This window comes from Ramlibacter henchirensis, from assembly GCF_004682015.1.
GTDB lineage: Bacteria > Pseudomonadota > Gammaproteobacteria > Burkholderiales > Burkholderiaceae_C > Ramlibacter > Ramlibacter henchirensis.
In genome coordinates this window covers 231,558-248,106 of the sequence record NZ_SMLM01000001.1, presented here as the reverse complement: position 1 = coordinate 248,106, position 16,549 = coordinate 231,558, and the positions used below count along the sequence as shown (strand labels likewise).

Sequence of the window (16,549 nt, the reverse complement as noted above, 5' to 3'; positions counted from 1 at the left end):
GTGCAGCCGCCCTTTCGCACATCTGGAGGCCTCATCCATTGAAGAATTCGTAAGGACAAGATGCAGAAAATCCTGCTGGCCGTCGACCGGCTCTCGACCTGGCTCGGGCAGCTGTTCGCCTGGGCCATCATCCTCCTGACCTTCGGGGTCTCCTGGGAGGTGTTCTCGCGCTACGTGCTCGGCAATCCGCACGGGTGGATGCTCGACGTGCAGATCATGCTGTACGGCATCCTGTTCATGATGGCCGGCGCGTACACGCTTTCCAAGAACGGCCATGTGCGCGGCGACGTGCTGTACGGCTTCTTCCGCCCGCGCACGCAGGCCACGCTGGACCTGATCCTCTACATCCTGTTCTTCCTGCCGGGCGTCGTGGCGCTCACGTATGCCGGCTGGACCTTCTTCACCGACTCGGTGGCCATCCGCGAACAGACATTCAACGCGGACCCGATTCCGGTCTACCCCTTCAAGTTCTTCATCTCGTTCGCCGGGGCCGTGCTCCTGCTGCAAGGACTGGTCGAGATCGCGCGCTGCGTCATTTGCATCCGTGACGGCGAGTGGCCCTCGCGCGAGCAGGACGTCGAGGAGGTCGACGTCGACAAGCTCAAGGCGATGGTCCACGCCGATGACAGCAAGGGGCTGGCCGCCGCGCCCGCCGAGCGTGGGGGTGGCCCGCTGTGAAGATCAGGAAGGAACTCTGGTTCGGCTTCGCGCTGATGGCCATGATCGTGCTGGCCGCCCTTTCCATGCTGGTCAGCGTGGAGCGCATCGAACGCGGGCATATCGGCCTGCTGATGCTGTCGCTGGTGGTCGTGGCCATCATGCTGGGCTTTCCCACCGCCTTCACGCTGATGGGCATGGGGATGATCTTCACCTGGCTGGCCTACAACAGGAACATCACGCACACGCTCGACCTGATGGTCCAGGCCGCGTTCAAGACCATGGCCAACGACGTGCTCATCTCGATCCCGTTGTTCGTCTTCATGGGCTACCTGGTCGAACGCGCCAACCTGATCGAGAGGCTGTTCCGCAGCATCCATCTCTCGCTGGCACGACTGCCCGGCGCGCTGGCGGTCGCCACGCTCGTGACCTGCGCGGTGTTCGCCACCGCCACTGGGATCGTCGGCGCCGTCGTCACGCTGATGGGGCTGCTGGCGCTGCCCGCCATGCTGCGCGCGGGCTACAGCACGCAGGTGTCCGCGGGCGCGATCACCGCCGGCGGCTGCCTGGGCATCCTCATCCCGCCTTCGGTGCTGCTGATCGTGTATGGCGCTACGGCAGGCGTGTCCGTCGTCCAGCTCTACGCAGGCGCCTTCTTCCCGGGTCTGATGCTCGCGGGCCTGTACATCGTCTACGTGGTCGCGCTGGCCAAGATCAAGCCGTCGCTGGCGCCGCCGTTGTCGGCGGAGGACCGTTACGTGCCGCTGCCGCCCCTGACGCAGCGCATCGCCCCGTCGGGTACCGCGCATGCGCTCGGTGGCCTCCTGGCCGCGCTGAAGGGTCCCCGCAACCGCGAGGTCCCCACCGGTTACCTGTTGCGCCAGCTCGGCATCGCGTTGTCCCCTGCGATCGTGTTCGCGGCCGTGGCGATCTGGGGCTACGGCGTGGCCACGGCGCCGAACGCGCAGGAAGATTCGGCGGCAGGACTCGTCCGCATGGGCGACGCGCCGGCCGCTTCCAGCGCCTCCGGCGGCCTGGCCGAACCTCCCTCGGCCGAAGGCGGGTTGCGCGAGCCCCCGTCCGGGAGCGGCCTGCAGGAACCTCCTGCGGAAGGCGCAGGACTGAGGGAGCCCCCGGCCGAAGGCGACGCCCAGACCCCGCAGACAGCGCAGGGCGTGCAGGAGCCGCCCGGCGCGGAAGGCGTGAAGGAGCCGCCTGGGAGCGAAGGCTCGAAGGCACCGGTTGCTGCCGGAAATGGAGAAAATGGCGACGCAGCCGGGCAGGCCACGGAGGCTTCACGCGGCTACTGGATCACCACGGCCATCGCGGCCGCGTTGCTGGTGCTGTTCTACGCGCTGCTGAGCTTCGCGCGCCTGGAAATCTTCAAGATGCTGCTGACCAGCTTCTTCCCGCTGGTCATCCTGATCCTGGCCGTACTCGGCTCCATCGTGATGGGACTCGCCACGCCGACCGAGGCCGCTGCGGTGGGTGCGCTGGGCGGCTTCCTGCTGGCCATCGCGTACCGGCAGCTCACGTTCGAGGTGGTCAAGGAAAGCGTCTTCCTGACCGCGAAGACCTCGGCCATGGTGTGCTGGCTCTTCGTGGGATCCGCCATCTTCTCGGCGGCCTTCGCCCTGCTGGGCGGCCAGGAGCTGGTCGAGCGCTGGGTGCTCTCGATGAACCTCACCCAGGTGCAATTCCTGCTGCTGTCCCAGGTGATCATCTTCGTCCTGGGCTGGCCGCTGGAGTGGACCGAGATCATCGTGATCTTCATGCCGATCTTCGTGCCGCTGCTCGACAATTTCGGCGTCGACCCGCTGTTCTTCGGCCTGCTGGTGGCACTGAATCTGCAGACGGCGTTCCTGTCGCCGCCGGTGGCGATGGCGGCCTTCTACCTCAAGGGCGTGAGCCCGCCGCACGTGTCGCTCAACCAGATCTTCCTGGGCATGCTGCCGTTCATGGGCATCCAGGTGATCGCGATCTTCCTGCTCTACATGTTCCCGCAGATCGGCCTGTGGCTGCCGCAACTGCTGTACGCCAGGTAGAAGCCCCCCACGAACCGGCTTGCAAGGCGTTCAATGGACGCCTTGCTTTTTGCGCGCAACTTGACGTTTACGTAAACGTCAAGTACCGTCTCGACGTTCGCCCGGAGTCCGCATGACCGACCTTTCCGCCGAGTTCAAGGCGCTCGCCAGCTACCGCCCCACCCACAAGGTCCGCTTCGTCACCGCCGCCAGCCTCTTCGACGGGCACGACGCGGCCATCAACATCATGCGGCGCATCCTGCAGGGCATGGGCGCGGAGGTGATCCACCTCGGCCACAACCGCAGCGTCGACGAAGTGGTCACCGCCGCGCTGCAGGAGGACGTGCAGGGCATCGCCGTCAGTTCCTACCAGGGCGGCCACGTCGAGTACTTCAAGTACATGGTGGACCTGCTGCGCCAGCGCGGCGGCGCGCAGATCCAGGTGTTCGGCGGCGGTGGCGGCGTCATCGTGCCGGCCGAGATCCGCGAACTGCAGGACTACGGCGTGACGCGCATCTACAGCCCGGAAGACGGCCAGCGCATGGGTCTGCAGGGCATGATCGGCGAGATGGTCATGCGTTGCGACCAGGACCTGTCGCCGCATGCGCCCAAGGACGCGAAGGCGATCCAGGGCCACCAGGACGCGAACTGGCGCGCACTCGCGCAACTGATCACCGCGCTGGAGAACGGCTCCGCGGACGCGTCTCTCCTGGCCTCCATCCGCCAACAAGCCGACCTGGCCAAGGCGCCGGTCGTCGGCATCACGGGCACCGGCGGCGCCGGCAAGTCGTCTCTCACGGACGAGCTCATCCGCCGGCTGCGCCTGGACCAGGACGACCGCCTGCGCGTCGCGGTCATCTCGATCGACCCCTCGCGCCGCAAGAGCGGCGGCGCGCTCCTTGGCGACCGGATCCGCATGAACGCCATCGGTTCCTGGCGCCAGGGCCCGCGCGTGTTCATGCGTTCACTGGCCACGCGCGACTTCGGCAGCGAGATCTCCGCGGCGCTGCCCGACGTGGTGGCCGCGTGCAAGGCCGCCGGCTTCGACCTGGTGATCGTCGAGACCTCCGGCATCGGCCAGGGCGACGCCGCCATCGTGCCGCTGGTGGACGTGCCCATGTACGTGATGACGCCGGAATTCGGTGCCGCCAGCCAGCTCGAGAAGATCGACATGCTGGACTTCGCCGAGTTCGTGGCCATCAACAAGTTCGACCGCAAGGGCGCGCAGGACGCGCTGCGCGATGTCGCCAAGCAGGTCCAGCGCAACCGCGAAGCCTTCGGCAAGCGGCCGGAAGAGATGCCGGTGTTCGGCACCATGGCGGCTCGCTTCAACGACGACGGCGTGACCTCTCTGTACCAGGCGCTCAAGCCGCGCCTGCAGGAGCTCGGCCTCCAACTGCAGGACGGCCGGTTGCCTGCCGTCGCGGTGCGCCACAGCACCAACCAGACACCGATCGTGCCCTCCTCCCGCACGCGCTACCTGGCCGAGATCAGCGACACGGTGCGCGGCTACAAGAAGCACGCCCGCGAGCAGGCCACGATCGCCCGCGAAATCCAGCAGCTGCAGGCAGCCGCCCGCATGCTCAAGGTCGACAAGCCCGACCGTGCACCGGCCGCCGAGGCCGCGCTCGACCTCGCCGGCAAGCGCAAGGCCAGGATGGATCGCGACGCGCTGCACCTGCTGCAGCAATGGCCCGACATGGTCAAGGCGTACTCGGGCGAAGAGTACGTGGTGAAGATCCGGGACAAGGAGATCCGCACCGCGCTCACCAGCAAATCGCTGTCCGGCACCACGATCCGCAAGGTCGCGCTGCCGGCTTTCGAGGACCACGGCGAAATCCTGAAATGGCTCATGCTCGACAACGTGCCGGGCAGCTTTCCCTACACCGCGGGCACCTTCGCCTTCAAGCGCGAGAACGAAGATCCGACGCGGATGTTCGCCGGCGAAGGCGACGCCTTCCGCACCAACCGCCGCTTCAAGTTGCTGTCCGAGGGCATGCCGGCCAAGCGCCTGTCGACGGCCTTCGACTCCGTCACGCTGTACGGCAACGACCCCGATCCCCGCCCCGACATCTACGGCAAGGTGGGCAACTCCGGCGTGTCCATCGCGACGCTGGAAGACATGAAGGTGCTGTACTCGGGCTTCGACCTCTGCAGCCCCAGCACTTCGGTGTCGATGACGATCAACGGGCCGGCGCCCACGATCCTGGCGATGTTCATGAACACCGCCATCGACCAGCAACTCGAGAAATTCAAGGCTGACAACGGCCGCGGCCCGACGCCCACCGAGGCGGCCAAGATCCGCGAATGGGTGCTGGCCAACGTGCGCGGCACGGTGCAGGCCGACATCCTCAAGGAAGACCAGGGCCAGAACACCTGCATCTTTTCCACCGAGTTCAGCCTGAAGGTGATGGGCGATATCGCCGAATATTTCGTGCACCACAACGTGCGCAACTTCTATTCGGTGTCGATCTCGGGCTATCACATCGCCGAAGCCGGGGCCAACCCGATCAGCCAGCTCGCGTTCACGCTGTCCAACGGCTTCACGCTGGTGGAGGCGTACCTCGCGCGCGGCATGCACATCGACGACTTCGCGCCCAACCTGTCGTTCTTCTTCTCCAACGGCATGGACCCGGAGTACACGGTCATGGGGCGCGTGGCGCGCCGCATCTGGGCGGTGGCGATGAAGGAGAAGTACGGCGCCAACGAGCGCAGCCAGAAGCTCAAGTACCACATCCAGACTTCGGGCCGCAGCCTGCACGCGCAGGAAATCAACTTCAACGACATCCGCACCACGCTGCAGGCGCTGATCGCGATCTACGACAACTGCAACTCGCTGCACACCAACGCGTTCGACGAGGCGATCACGACGCCCACCGAGGACAGCGTGCGCCGTGCCATGGCGATCCAGCTGATCATCAACCGCGAGTGGGGGCTGGCGAAGAACGAGAACCCCAACCAGGGCAGCTTCATCATCGAGGAGCTGACCGAGCTGGTGGAGGAAGCCGTGCTGGCCGAGTTCGAGCGCATCGCCGAACGCGGTGGCGTGCTGGGTGCGATGGAGACCGGCTACCAGCGCGGCCGCATCCAGGATGAGAGCATGCACTACGAGATGCTCAAGCACACCGGCGAGCTGCCCATCATCGGCGTCAACACCTTTCGCAACCCGCACGGCGACCCGACCCCGGAAAAGCTCGAGCTGGCCCGCTCCACCGAGGACGAGAAGCAAAGCCAGCTCAAGCGGCTGCGGGAGTTCCACGCGCGCAACGCGGACCAGGCTGCGGCGATGCTCCGCCGGCTGCAGCAGGCCGTGATCGACAACCGCAACGTGTTCGAGGTGCTGATGGACGCCGTGCGCGTGTGCTCGCTGGGCCAGATCACGAGCGCGCTGTTCGAGGTTGGCGGCCAGTACCGGCGCAACATGTGAGCAGCCGTCGCCTGTGGGCTGTCAGACTTTCGACAGCCTGCACGTGGCGCGCTGTAACGCAAAACTACTTAAGGGCTTCCCCGCTGTCGCGGTGCAACACGCCTGCCTAGCATTCGCCTTTTGCCACCGGCCCCACGCCGGCCGGCGCCGGAGGACAGCGATTTGCCAGGTGAGATCATTCTCGAGACGAAGGGGCTGACCAAGGAGTTCAAGGGCTTCGTCGCGGTCAACAACGTCGATCTCCAGGTCCGCCGCGGCGACATCCACGCGCTCATCGGCCCCAACGGCGCCGGCAAGACCACCTTCTTCAACCTGCTGACGAAGTTCCTGGCGCCCACGCGCGGCACCATCACCTACCTCGGCACCGACATCACGCACGAAAGGCCCGCGCAGACGGCGCGGCGCGGCATCGTGCGCTCCTTCCAGATCTCGGCCGTGTTCCCGCACATGACCGTGCTGGAGAACGTGCGCGCAGCGCTGCAGCGCAACCTGGGCACCTCGTTCCACTTCTGGAAGCCCGAGCGCTCGCTCTACCACCTGCACGACCGCGCGATGCAATTGCTGGCCGAGGTCGACCTGCAGAACTTCGTCGACGAGCTCACCGTCAACCTGCCCTACGGCCGCAAGCGCGCGCTGGAGCTCGCCACCACGATGGCACTGGAGCCCGACCTGATGCTGCTGGACGAGCCCACCCAGGGCATGGGCCACGAGGACGTGCACCGCGTCACCCAGCTGATCAAGAAGGTCTCGGCCGGCCGCACCATCCTCATGGTGGAGCACAACATGAACGTGGTGTCCTCCATCGCCGACCGCATCACCGTCCTGCAGCGCGGCGCGGTGATCGCGGACGGTCCTTACGCCGAGGTGTCGCGCAACCCGCAGGTGATCGAGGCCTACATGGGCTCGGCCGACACCGAGCTGCAGGGAGCGCATTGATGGCGAACGAGCTCCTTCGCATCGAGAACCTGAACGCCTGGTACGGCGAGTCGCACGTCCTGCACGGCGTCAACCTGAACGTGGCCGAGGGCGAAGTTGTCTCGCTTCTGGGCCGCAACGGCGCCGGCCGCACGACCACGCTGCGCGCCATCGTCGGCCTGACGGGCCGACGCACCGGCTCGATCCGCATCCGCGGCCAGGAGGCCATCGCCATGGCGCCGCACAAGATCGCGCGGCTGGGCATCGGCTACTGCCCCGAGGAACGCGGCATCTTCGCCAGCCTCTCGGCCGAGGAGAACCTGATGCTGCCGCCCAGCGTAGGCTCCGGCGGGATGAGCGTGGCCGAGATCTACGGCATGTTCCCCAACCTCAAGGAGCGCGCTTCCAGCCCGGGCACGCGCCTGTCCGGCGGCGAGCAGCAGATGCTGGCCGTCGCGCGCATCCTGCGCACCGGCGCTCGCCTGCTGCTGCTGGACGAGATCTCCGAGGGCCTGGCGCCCGTCATCGTGCAGAAGCTCGCCGAGACCATCCGCACGCTCAAGGCCAAGGGCTACACCATCGTCCTGGTCGAACAGAACTTCCGTTTCGCCGCGCCGCTCGCCGACCGCTTCTACGTCATGGAGCACGGCAAGATCGTCCGCGAATTTGCTCAGCGCGAGCTGCAGGCCAACACGGCGATGCTGCAGGAATTCCTCGGCGTCTGATTCCCTTCTTCCAACCGGCTCAACAACAGGAGACCCGCATGAAACTCAAGAAGCTCTTCGCCGCCGGCGCGCTCGCCGCAGCGGGCGTGTTCGGCGCCGCAACGCCGGCCATCGCCCAGTACTCGGGCGACGTCATCCGCATCGGCATCATCACCGACATGTCCAGCGTCTACGCCGACATCGACGGCCAGGGCGGCGTCGAAGCCATCCGCATGGCGATCGCCGACATGGGCGGCGCGATCAACGGCAAGAAGATCGAGGTGCTCTCGGCCGACCACCAGAACAAGCCCGACGTCGCCGCCACCAAGGCGCGCGAGTGGTTCGACACCCAAGGCCTGGACATGCTGATCGGCGGCACCAACTCCGGCACCAACCTGGCCATGGCCAAGGTCGCGGCCGAGAAGAAGAAGCCCTTCATCGCCGTCGGCGCCGCCACCTCCGCGTTGACCAACGACCAGTGCACGCCCTATACCCTGCACTGGGCCTACGACACCACCGCGCTGGCCAAGGGCACGGGCGCGGCCGTGGTCAAGCAGGGCGGCAAGAGCTGGTTCTTCCTGACCGCCGATTACGCCTTCGGCCACCAGCTGCAGGCCGACACCACCAAGGTGGTCGAAGCCAACGGCGGCAAGGTGGTGGGCTCGGTGCGCGCGCCGCTCAACGCCAGCGACTTCTCGTCGTTCCTGCTGCAGGCGCAGGGCAGCAAGGCCCAGATCCTCGGCCTGGCCAACGCCGGAGGCGACACGATCAACACGATCAAGGCCGCCAACGAGTTCGGCATCACCAAGACGATGAAGCTGGCCGGCCTGCTGGTGTTCATCAACGACATCCACTCGCTGGGCCTGAAGACCACCCAGAACATGTACCTGACCGACAGCTGGTACTGGAACCAGAACCAGGAAACCCGCGCCTGGTCGCGCAAGTTCTTCGACAAGGTCAAGCGCATGCCGTCCTCGCTGCAGGCCGCCGACTACTCGGCAACCACGCAGTACCTGAATGCCGTCAAGACGGCCGGCACGGACGACGCCGAGAAGGTGCTCGACGTCCTGAAGAAGGCCAAGTTCAACGACGTGTTCATGAAGAACGGCTGGGTGCGTGGCGACGGCCGCGTGATCCACGACATGTACCTGATGCAGGTCAAGACGCCGGAGAAGTCCACCGAGCCCTGGGACTACTACAACGTGGTCCAGGTGTTCAAGGGCGAGGAGGCCTGGACCACCAAGGCCGAGAGCAAGTGCTCTCTCTGGAAGTAAGCGGCTAGCGCAAGTGATCGAACCGGCCCCTCGAGGGCCGGTTCCCCAAGAAGAGACCCATGACTGAGATCTTCGGTATCCCGATCCAGGCCTTCCTCGGCCAGCTGATGCTGGGGCTGGTCAACGGCGCGTTCTACGCCATGCTCAGCCTGGGCCTGGCGGTGATCTTCGGGCTGCTGGACATCGTCAACTTCGCCCACGGCGCCCTCTACATGGTTGGCGCTTTCGCCGCATGGATCATGCTGGAGAAGTGGGGCATCAATTACTGGATCGCTCTCATCGTCGCCCCGCTCATCGTGGGCGCACTCGGCGTAGTCATCGAGAGGTTGTTCCTCAAACGGCTGTACGGGCTCGATCCGCTCTACGGTCTCCTGCTCACCTTCGGGCTGTCGCTGATCCTGGAAGGGATCTTCCGCGACCAGTACGGCGTTTCGGGCCAGTCGTATCCGGTCCCCGATGCGCTGGCGGGTGCCACCAACCTCGGCTTCATGGTCCTGCCCAACTACCGCGCATGGGTGGTGCTGGCCTCCATCGTCATCTGCCTGGGCACCTGGTTCCTGATCGAGCGCACCCGGCTGGGCGCGTACCTGCGCGCCGGGACGGAGAACGCCAAGCTGGTGCAGGCCTTCGGCGTCAACGTGCCGCTGATGGTGATGCTCACCTATGGCGCCGGCGCCGCCTTGGCCGCGATGGCCGGCGTGCTGGCCGCACCCGTGATCCAGGTCACGCCGCTGATGGGCTCCAACCTGATCATCGTGGTGTTCGCCGTGGTGGTGATCGGCGGCATGGGCTCCATCCTCGGCTCGGTCGTCACCGGCCTGGGGCTGGGCGTCATCGAAGGCTTCACCCGCGTGTTCTATCCTGAGGCGTCGAACGTCGTGGTCTTCGTCATCATGGCGATCGTGCTGATGCTGCGGCCCGCCGGCCTGTTCGGCAAGGAGGCATGAGATGAACACGACCACCCAGACCGCCACCGTCGCCCCGGCCGACACCGCCCCGCCCTCGTCCACGCCCAGGGCCGCCACCGGCATCAGCCCGCTGACGCGCTACGCCTACGTCGCGTTGCTGGCGCTGGCGATCGTCGCGCCCATGGCCGGCCTGTATCCGGTGTTCGGGATGAAGCTGCTGTGCTTCGCTCTCTTCGCCTGCGCCTTCAACCTGCTGCTGGGCTTCACCGGCCTTCTCTCGTTCGGCCACGCCGCGTTCTTCGGCATGGCCGCGTACATCGCGGGATGGCTGGTCAAAGCGCAGGGCTGGTCGCCGGAACTCGGATTGCTGGCGGGCATCGTCACGGGCGCGGTGCTGGGCCTCGTCTTCGGCCTCGTCGCCATTCGCCGCCAAGGTATCTACTTCGCCATGATCACGCTGGCGCTCGCGCAGATGATCTTCTTCGTCTGCCTGCAGGCGCCTTTCACCGGCGGCGAAGACGGCCTGCAAGGCGTGCCGCGCGGGACGCTGTTCGGCGTGCTGCCGCTCACGTCGGACCTGACGCTCTACTACGTGGTGCTGGCGATCTTCGTCGCCTGCTTCCTCGGCATCATCCGCGTCGTCACCTCGCCGTTCGGCCAGGTGCTCAAGATGATCCGGGAGAACGAGCCGCGCGCCATTTCGCTGGGCTATGCGGTCGACAAGTACAAGCTGCTGGCCTTCGTGCTGTCGGCCAGCCTGGCCGGCCTGGCGGGTTCGCTCAAGACGATCGTCATGGGCTTCGCCTCGCTCACCGACGTGCACTGGTCCATGTCGGGCGAGGTGATCCTGATGTCTCTGCTGGGCGGAGTGGGCACCTTCTTCGGCCCGGTGTTTGGCGCCGGCATCGTGATCGCGCTGCAGAACATGCTGGCGGACAGGGTCGGCGCGTGGGTGACGGTGATCATCGGCGCGATCTTCGTCGTCTGCGTGCTGGCGTTCCGCAAGGGCGCCGTGGGCGAACTGCACGCGTGGCTCGAGAGGCGCAGGTCGCGCGGCTGAGTTCCGCTGAACGCAAGAGGCCGGCGCAAGCCGGCCTTTCCGTTTGTGCCCGGGCTGTCATTCAGGCGATTGCTTCCGCCGCTTCGTCGGCTTAGCCTGCGACGCGCACCACTTCATACGGATAGCCATGAACGACCTCTTCTCCCTGCAAGGCCGCGTCGCCCTGGTCACCGGCGGCTCGCGCGGCATCGGCCGCATGATCGCCACCGGCTTCCTGCGCCAGGGCGCGCGCGTCTACATCACGGCGCGCAAGGCCGCGGCCTGCGACCAGACGGCATCGGAGCTGTCGAGCCTGGGCACCTGCGTTTCGCTTCCGCTGGACGTTTCCAGCCTCGAGGGCTGCCGCGCCCTGGCCGAAGAGATGGCTCGCCGCGAGCCCGCCTTGGACATCCTCGTCAACAACGCCGGCGCGGCCTGGGGCGAATCGTTCGAGACCTTCCCCGAGAGCGGTTGGGACAAGGTGATGGACCTGAACGTGAAGACGCCCTTCTTCCTGACGCAGGCGCTGCATGAACGGCTCAAGGCCGCCGCGCGCCAGCGGCCCGCCAAGGTGATCAATATCGCGTCGATCGACGGGTTATCGGTCAATCCCTGGGAGACGTACTCCTATGCCGCAAGCAAGGCAGGCCTGATCCACCTCACAAAGCGGATGGCCCTGCGGCTCGCGCAGGACAACATCGTGGTCAACGGCATCGCGCCGGGCCCGTTCGCTTCCGACATGAACAAGCAGGCGCGCGACCATGCGGACGATGTGGCGAAGCGGGTGCCTGTCGGCCGAATTGGCACCGAGGAGGACATGGCCGGCGCCGCGATCTTCCTGGCGTCCCGCGCGGGCGACTACGTTGTGGGGGAAACCATCGTGGTGGACGGCGGCGTCATGCACACACGCGGCTGACGCCGCCCCGCCCGCTTACCCAAGCGACCAGTTCTGCGGGCCCTTGCTGGCGATCTTGGCCGCGCCCACCTTGTTGCCCAGTTCGGCGCAACGCGCGAGCGGCCAGCCCTGCTCCAGGCCGTAGAGCAGCGCGCCGCGCCACGCGTCGCCGCACCCGGTGGGGTCGACCACGGCAGGCGCCTTCACGGGCGCCACGCGCGTCTTTTCGCCCCCGATCCACACTTCGCAGCCCTCGCCGCCCAGCGTCACGACCAGCCCCTGCACCTTGCGCGAGATCGCGGCGGAGTCCCAACCGGTGCGCTCGCTGAGCATCTTGCCTTCGTAGTCGTTGACGGTGACCCACGTCGACTTCTCGATGAATGCGGCCAGCTCCTTGCCGTCGAACATCGGCAGGCCCTGGCCCGGATCGAACACGAACGGGATGCCCGCATCATGGAACTGCTGTGCGTGCTGCAGCATCGCGTCGCGCCCGTCGGGCGAGATGATCCCGAGCTTGATGTCGCCCCGCGACTGGATACGCGTCAGGTGCGCCTGCGTCATCGCTCCGGGATGGAAGGCGGTGATCTGGTTGTTGTCCAGGTCGGTCATGATCATCGCCTGCGCGGTGTAGGCGTCGTCCAGCTGCCGCACGAACTCGGTGCTGATGCCAAGCGAGCGCAGCCGCTCCAGGTAGCTGGCGCCATCGGTGCCGAGCGTCGCCATCGGTAGCGGCGTCCCTCCCAGTAGCTTGAGGCTGTACGCGATGTTGCCGGCGCAGCCGCCGAAGTCGCGCCGCAGCTGCGGAACCAGGAACGAGACGTTCAGGATGTGCAGCTGGTCCGGCAGGATCTGCTGGGCGAAGCGGCCCTCGAAATTCATGATGGTGTCGAAGGCGAGGGATCCGCAGATGACGGCTGCCATGGTTTTCTTTTCGTGGTGGGAAGGTTCAGGGATAGAAGGCCAGCACGCGATAGCCCGCGACGCGCGCCGCGTTGTTGGCCGCACTCACGGTGACCACCACGCTGCCGGCGAACTCGGAAGCGGGCGCGATGGTGTCCGAAGTGGCGCCCAGCTCGCGCGGCGTGAGCACCCGCTGCAGCACCGCCTGCTCCTGCAAGTCGGTGAGCGTGAGCTGCAGCGCGGGCACCGCCACCGGCTCGGCGGACTGGTTGCGCACGGAGAAGCTCAGGCGGAAGGCGTCGGCGCGCAAACGCGTGAAGCCGCTGCTCTCGATCACGACCGACTCGATGCGCTGGGGCGGCCCGATCGTGCAGCCCAGCGGCTGGCACAGCAGCGCCAACCAGGGCCTCATTCCCGGGTTCACCGCAGCAAGGCGATTGCGCTCCTGCACGGCGTACTGGGCGGCCAGCAAGAGCCCCAACACCAAGGCCGCGATCAAGAGCGCGACGCGCACGGCCGGCCTGCGCCAGAACGCCCGGCGGCGCGCCTGCCGGACGAAGGAAACGTCTTCGAGCTCGGTCTCGTCAAGCGGCTCACCCGGGATCGGCCGTGCGCGAGCTTGCGGCGGCGCAACGCTGGGACTGAACGCGGCACCGGTGGGCTCGTGGGCTTCGACATCGATGACGAAATCGGCCGACTTCGCCGCGTCGCCGCTGTCCTGCCGGCGGAAAAGGGTTGCGGTGGGTTCGGACCCGTCCTCGGGAAGGACGTCCGCGCGCACAGGTTCGGCGTCCACCGGCTCGGCCGGGATCGGCTCCACCTCGACCGGCTCCGTGTCGGGCGCTGTCTCCGAAGAAGGCCGCGGGGCCTCTGCGGCGGGCGCGGTCATCTCCGGCGGCACGGCAGGCTCCGGCTTCAGGTGCGCGGCGGCATCGAACACCTCGCCGCAGTGGCCGCAGCGCACCCAGCCTTCGGAGATCTTCAGCTGGTCGGGCACGACCCTGAACATCGTCCCGCAAGCCGGACACCCGGTGATCATGCTCATGAGCCGGGCATTGTAGAAGCCGCGCTCAGAGCCGGGCCGTCATGAGGATCCAGCCGTCCTCCCGGTCCGACACTTCGAGCCGCGCGTGCGGCGCATAGGCCTGCCTGAGTTCATCCTCCTGGCGCTCGAGGATGCCGGCGAGCACCAGCGCGCCGCCGGGCGCCACGTGCCCGCACAGCAGCGGGGCCAGCACTTTCAGCGGCGTGGCCAGGATGTTGGCCAGCACCGTCTGGTACCGGCCCTTCGCCATGTCGGGCAGGCCGGTGCGCAGCGTCACGTCGTTGGCCTGCGCGTTGTCCTGTGTCGCGCGAACCGCTGCCTCGTCGATGTCCACCGCATCGACTTCGCTCGCGCCGAACTTCGCGGCGCCGATCGCCAGGATGCCCGAGCCGCAGCCGTAGTCGAGCACGCGCTGCGCGCGTGGCGGATTCCGCGCGATCCACCGCAGGCACATTCGCGTCGTCGGATGCGTGCCCGTTCCGAAGGCGAGGCCGGGGTCCAGCCGGATCACCTGCTTCGCCTGCGCCGGCGGTTCATGCCAGCTGGGCACGATCCAGAAATGCGGCGTGATGTCCACGGGTGCGAACTGCGACTGCGTCAGGCGCACCCAGTCCTGCTCCTGCACTTCTTCGAGGCCCAGCACCTTGCAGCCGGCGAAGAAGTCCTGCGCCTGCAGCAGCCGGACCGCGTCTTCGGCCTGCTCGCGCCGCTGAAACAGCGCCAGCACACGGGAGCGTTGCCAGCCTTCTCGCGGCGGCGGCAATCCGGGCTCGCCGAACAGCGCCTGCTCGGCATCGGTCTGCGCGTCGGCGTCTTCCACCGAGACGCTCAGGGCGTCGAGCGCCTCCAGCGCATCGCCCAGGCTCTCGACCTGGGCTTCAGCGCAGAGCAGGCGAAGCTCGAACACGCCGCCTCCGGGTCATCGCTTGTGCTGCGACAGCCACTGCTCGAGGTAGTGGATGTTGGTGCCGCCGGTCATGAACTTGGCATCCACCATCAGCTCGCGGTGCAGCGGGATGTTGGTGTTGATGCCTTCGACGACCGTCTCCAGCAGCGCGGTGCGCATGCGCGCGAGCGCCTGCTCCCGCGTGTCGCCGTGCACGATGATCTTGCCGATCATCGAGTCGTAGTTGGGCGGCACGAAGTAGTTGTTGTAGACGTGCGAGTCGACCCGCACGCCGGGGCCGCCGGGGGCGTGCCACAGCGTGATGCGGCCGGGCGAAGGAATGAACTTGTAGGGATCCTCCGCGTTCACCCTGCATTCGATGGCGTGGCCGCGCAGCTGGACGTCGCGCTGCGTGAACGGCAGCTTCTCGCCGGCCGCCACCATGATCTGCGTCTTGACGATGTCCACGCCGGTCACGAGCTCGGTCACCGGATGCTCGACCTGCACGCGCGTGTTCATCTCGATGAAATAGAACTCGCCGTTCTCGTACAGGAACTCGAACGTGCCCGCGCCGCGGTAACCAATCTTCTTGCAGGCGGCGGCGCAGCGGTCGCCGATCTTCTCGATCAGCTTGCGCGGGATGCCCGGCGCCGGCGCTTCCTCGATGATCTTCTGGTGGCGCCGCTGCATGGAGCAGTCGCGCTCGCCCAGGTAGACGGCATTGCGGTGCTTGTCGGCCAGCACCTGGATCTCGATGTGCCGCGGGTCCTGGAGGAACTTCTCCATGTAGACCGCCGGATTGCCGAAGGCCGCGCCGGCCTCGGCCTTGGTCATCTGCACCGCGTTGATCAGGGCCGCCTCGGTGTGGACCACGCGCATGCCGCGCCCGCCGCCACCGCCGGCGGCCTTGATGATCACCGGGTAGCCGATCGCGCGAGCGGTCTTGCGGATCACGGCGGGGTCGTCCGGCAATTCGCCTTCGGAGCCCGGCACGCAGGGCACGCCCGCCTTGATCATGGCCTGCTTGGCCGAAACCTTGTCGCCCATCATGCGGATCGATTCCGGCGTCGGGCCGATGAACTGGAAGCCGCTCTTCTCCACCCGCTCGGCGAAGTCGGCGTTCTCGGAGAGGAAGCCGTAGCCCGGATGGATGGCCTCCGCGTCGGTGACCTCGGCCGCCGAGATGATGGCGGGCATGTTGAGGTAGCTTTGCGGCGAAGGCGCGGGCCCGATGCAGACGGCCTCCTCTGCCAGCTTGACGTACTTGGCGTCGCGGTCGGCTTCGGAATAGACCATCACGGCCTTGATTCCGAGTTCGCGACAGGCTCGTTGGACCCGCAGGGCAATCTCGCCGCGGTTCGCGACCAGGATCTTCTTGAACATGAGGGGGCGCTTACCGGATCACTCGATGACGAACAGCGGCTGGCCGTATTCGACCGCCTGCCCGTTCTCGCAAAGGATCTGGGTGACCGTCCCGGACTTGTCGGCTTCGATCTCGTTGAGGATCTTCATCGCCTCGATGATGCAGATGGTCTCGCCTTCCTTGACCTGGCTGCCCACCTCCACGAACGGCTTGGCGCCGGGACTGGAGGCGCGGTAGAAGGTGCCGACCATGGGCGACTTGACGGAGTGGCCTGCGGGAGCCGCGGGAGCGGGCGCCGGGACAGGGGCGGACTGCGCTGCGCCCTGGCCTGCAATGGCGGGAGCCGCCATGGTTTGGGCGACCGGCGCCGGCATCTGCTGCACCATCGGGACACCGCCCTTGACGATGCGGACCTTGCCTTCCGCTTCGGTGATCTCGAGTTCGGAGACGTTCGACTCGGAGACCAGGTCGATCAGCGTCTTGAGTTTTCGCAGGTCCATTGCTTGGCGCTT

14 protein-coding genes are annotated in these 16,549 nt (G+C 66.8%); 9 read left to right on the top strand and 5 right to left on the bottom strand.

The features are described from left to right. Nucleotides 1–60: 60 nt before the first annotated feature. The 9 genes from EZ313_RS01215 to EZ313_RS01175 all read left to right on the top strand — a co-directional run bounded on the left by EZ313_RS01215 (nt 61) and on the right by EZ313_RS01175 (nt 11,864). Nucleotides 61–678, top strand: a complete 618-nt coding sequence (locus EZ313_RS01215) for a TRAP transporter small permease subunit (protein WP_135261405.1) — start codon at nt 61–63, stop codon at nt 676–678. Continuing rightward, nucleotides 675–2,702: a TRAP transporter large permease gene (locus EZ313_RS01210; RefSeq protein ID WP_135261404.1), complete on the top strand. Its 2,028-nt coding sequence runs from the start codon at nt 675–677 to the stop codon at nt 2,700–2,702. The genes EZ313_RS01215 and EZ313_RS01210 overlap by 4 nt, the downstream gene beginning before the upstream one ends. Nucleotides 2,703–2,814: 112 nt before the next feature. After that, nucleotides 2,815–6,108 carry a fused isobutyryl-CoA mutase/GTPase IcmF gene (gene icmF, locus EZ313_RS01205; protein WP_135261403.1) on the top strand — a complete coding sequence of 1,098 codons (3,294 nt, stop codon included), beginning with the start codon at nt 2,815–2,817 and terminating at the stop codon, nt 6,106–6,108. A gap of 162 nt (nt 6,109–6,270) precedes the next feature. Then, nucleotides 6,271–7,044 carry an ABC transporter ATP-binding protein gene (locus tag EZ313_RS01200; RefSeq protein WP_135261402.1) on the top strand — a complete coding sequence of 258 codons (774 nt, stop codon included), beginning with the start codon at nt 6,271–6,273 and terminating at the stop codon, nt 7,042–7,044. Then, a complete protein-coding gene (locus EZ313_RS01195; protein ID WP_135261401.1) occupies nt 7,044–7,748 on the top strand; it encodes an ABC transporter ATP-binding protein in 705 nt (234 codons plus the stop codon). Before EZ313_RS01200 ends, EZ313_RS01195 begins: the two co-directional genes overlap by 1 nt. A 38-nt stretch (nt 7,749–7,786) precedes the next feature. Beyond that, nucleotides 7,787–9,001 carry an ABC transporter substrate-binding protein gene (locus EZ313_RS01190; protein WP_135261400.1) on the top strand — a complete coding sequence of 405 codons (1,215 nt, stop codon included), beginning with the start codon at nt 7,787–7,789 and terminating at the stop codon, nt 8,999–9,001. A gap of 59 nt (nt 9,002–9,060) precedes the next feature. Beyond that, the gene (locus EZ313_RS01185) at nt 9,061–9,948 is read left to right on the top strand and encodes a branched-chain amino acid ABC transporter permease (RefSeq protein ID WP_135261399.1); all 888 of its coding nucleotides are present in this window, start codon (nt 9,061–9,063) and stop codon (nt 9,946–9,948) included. A gap of 1 nt (nt 9,949) precedes the next feature. Beyond that, the gene (locus tag EZ313_RS01180) at nt 9,950–10,969 is read left to right on the top strand and encodes a branched-chain amino acid ABC transporter permease (RefSeq protein ID WP_135261398.1); all 1,020 of its coding nucleotides are present in this window, start codon (nt 9,950–9,952) and stop codon (nt 10,967–10,969) included. Between the two features lie 127 nt (nt 10,970–11,096). Then, the gene (locus EZ313_RS01175; RefSeq protein WP_135261397.1) at nt 11,097–11,864 is read left to right on the top strand and encodes an SDR family oxidoreductase; all 768 of its coding nucleotides are present in this window, start codon (nt 11,097–11,099) and stop codon (nt 11,862–11,864) included. A gap of 15 nt (nt 11,865–11,879) precedes the next feature. Here the strand turns inward: EZ313_RS01175 and EZ313_RS01170 are convergent, their stop codons facing one another. Genes EZ313_RS01170 through accB form a run of 5 tightly spaced genes read right to left on the bottom strand, consistent with a single transcriptional unit; the run spans nt 11,880 to nt 16,537 of the window. Then, complete coding sequence (locus EZ313_RS01170) at nt 11,880–12,764, bottom strand: carbohydrate kinase family protein (protein ID WP_135261396.1); 885 nt, start codon at nt 12,762–12,764, stop codon at nt 11,880–11,882. A gap of 25 nt (nt 12,765–12,789) precedes the next feature. Continuing rightward, nucleotides 12,790–13,788 carry a DUF3426 domain-containing protein gene (locus EZ313_RS01165; protein ID WP_135261395.1) on the bottom strand — a complete coding sequence of 333 codons (999 nt, stop codon included), beginning with the start codon at nt 13,786–13,788 and terminating at the stop codon, nt 12,790–12,792. A 25-nt stretch (nt 13,789–13,813) separates the two neighbouring features. Then, nucleotides 13,814–14,695, bottom strand: a complete 882-nt coding sequence (gene prmA / locus EZ313_RS01160; protein ID WP_135261394.1) for a 50S ribosomal protein L11 methyltransferase — start codon at nt 14,693–14,695, stop codon at nt 13,814–13,816. A 12-nt stretch (nt 14,696–14,707) separates the two neighbouring features. Beyond that, on the bottom strand, nt 14,708–16,057 hold the full coding sequence (accC, locus tag EZ313_RS01155; protein WP_135261393.1) for an acetyl-CoA carboxylase biotin carboxylase subunit: 1,350 nt from the start codon (nt 16,055–16,057) through the stop codon (nt 14,708–14,710). Between the two features lie 18 nt (nt 16,058–16,075). Continuing rightward, a complete protein-coding gene (accB, locus tag EZ313_RS01150) occupies nt 16,076–16,537 on the bottom strand; it encodes an acetyl-CoA carboxylase biotin carboxyl carrier protein (RefSeq protein ID WP_135261392.1) in 462 nt (153 codons plus the stop codon). Between the last annotated feature and the right edge of the window lie 12 nt (nt 16,538–16,549).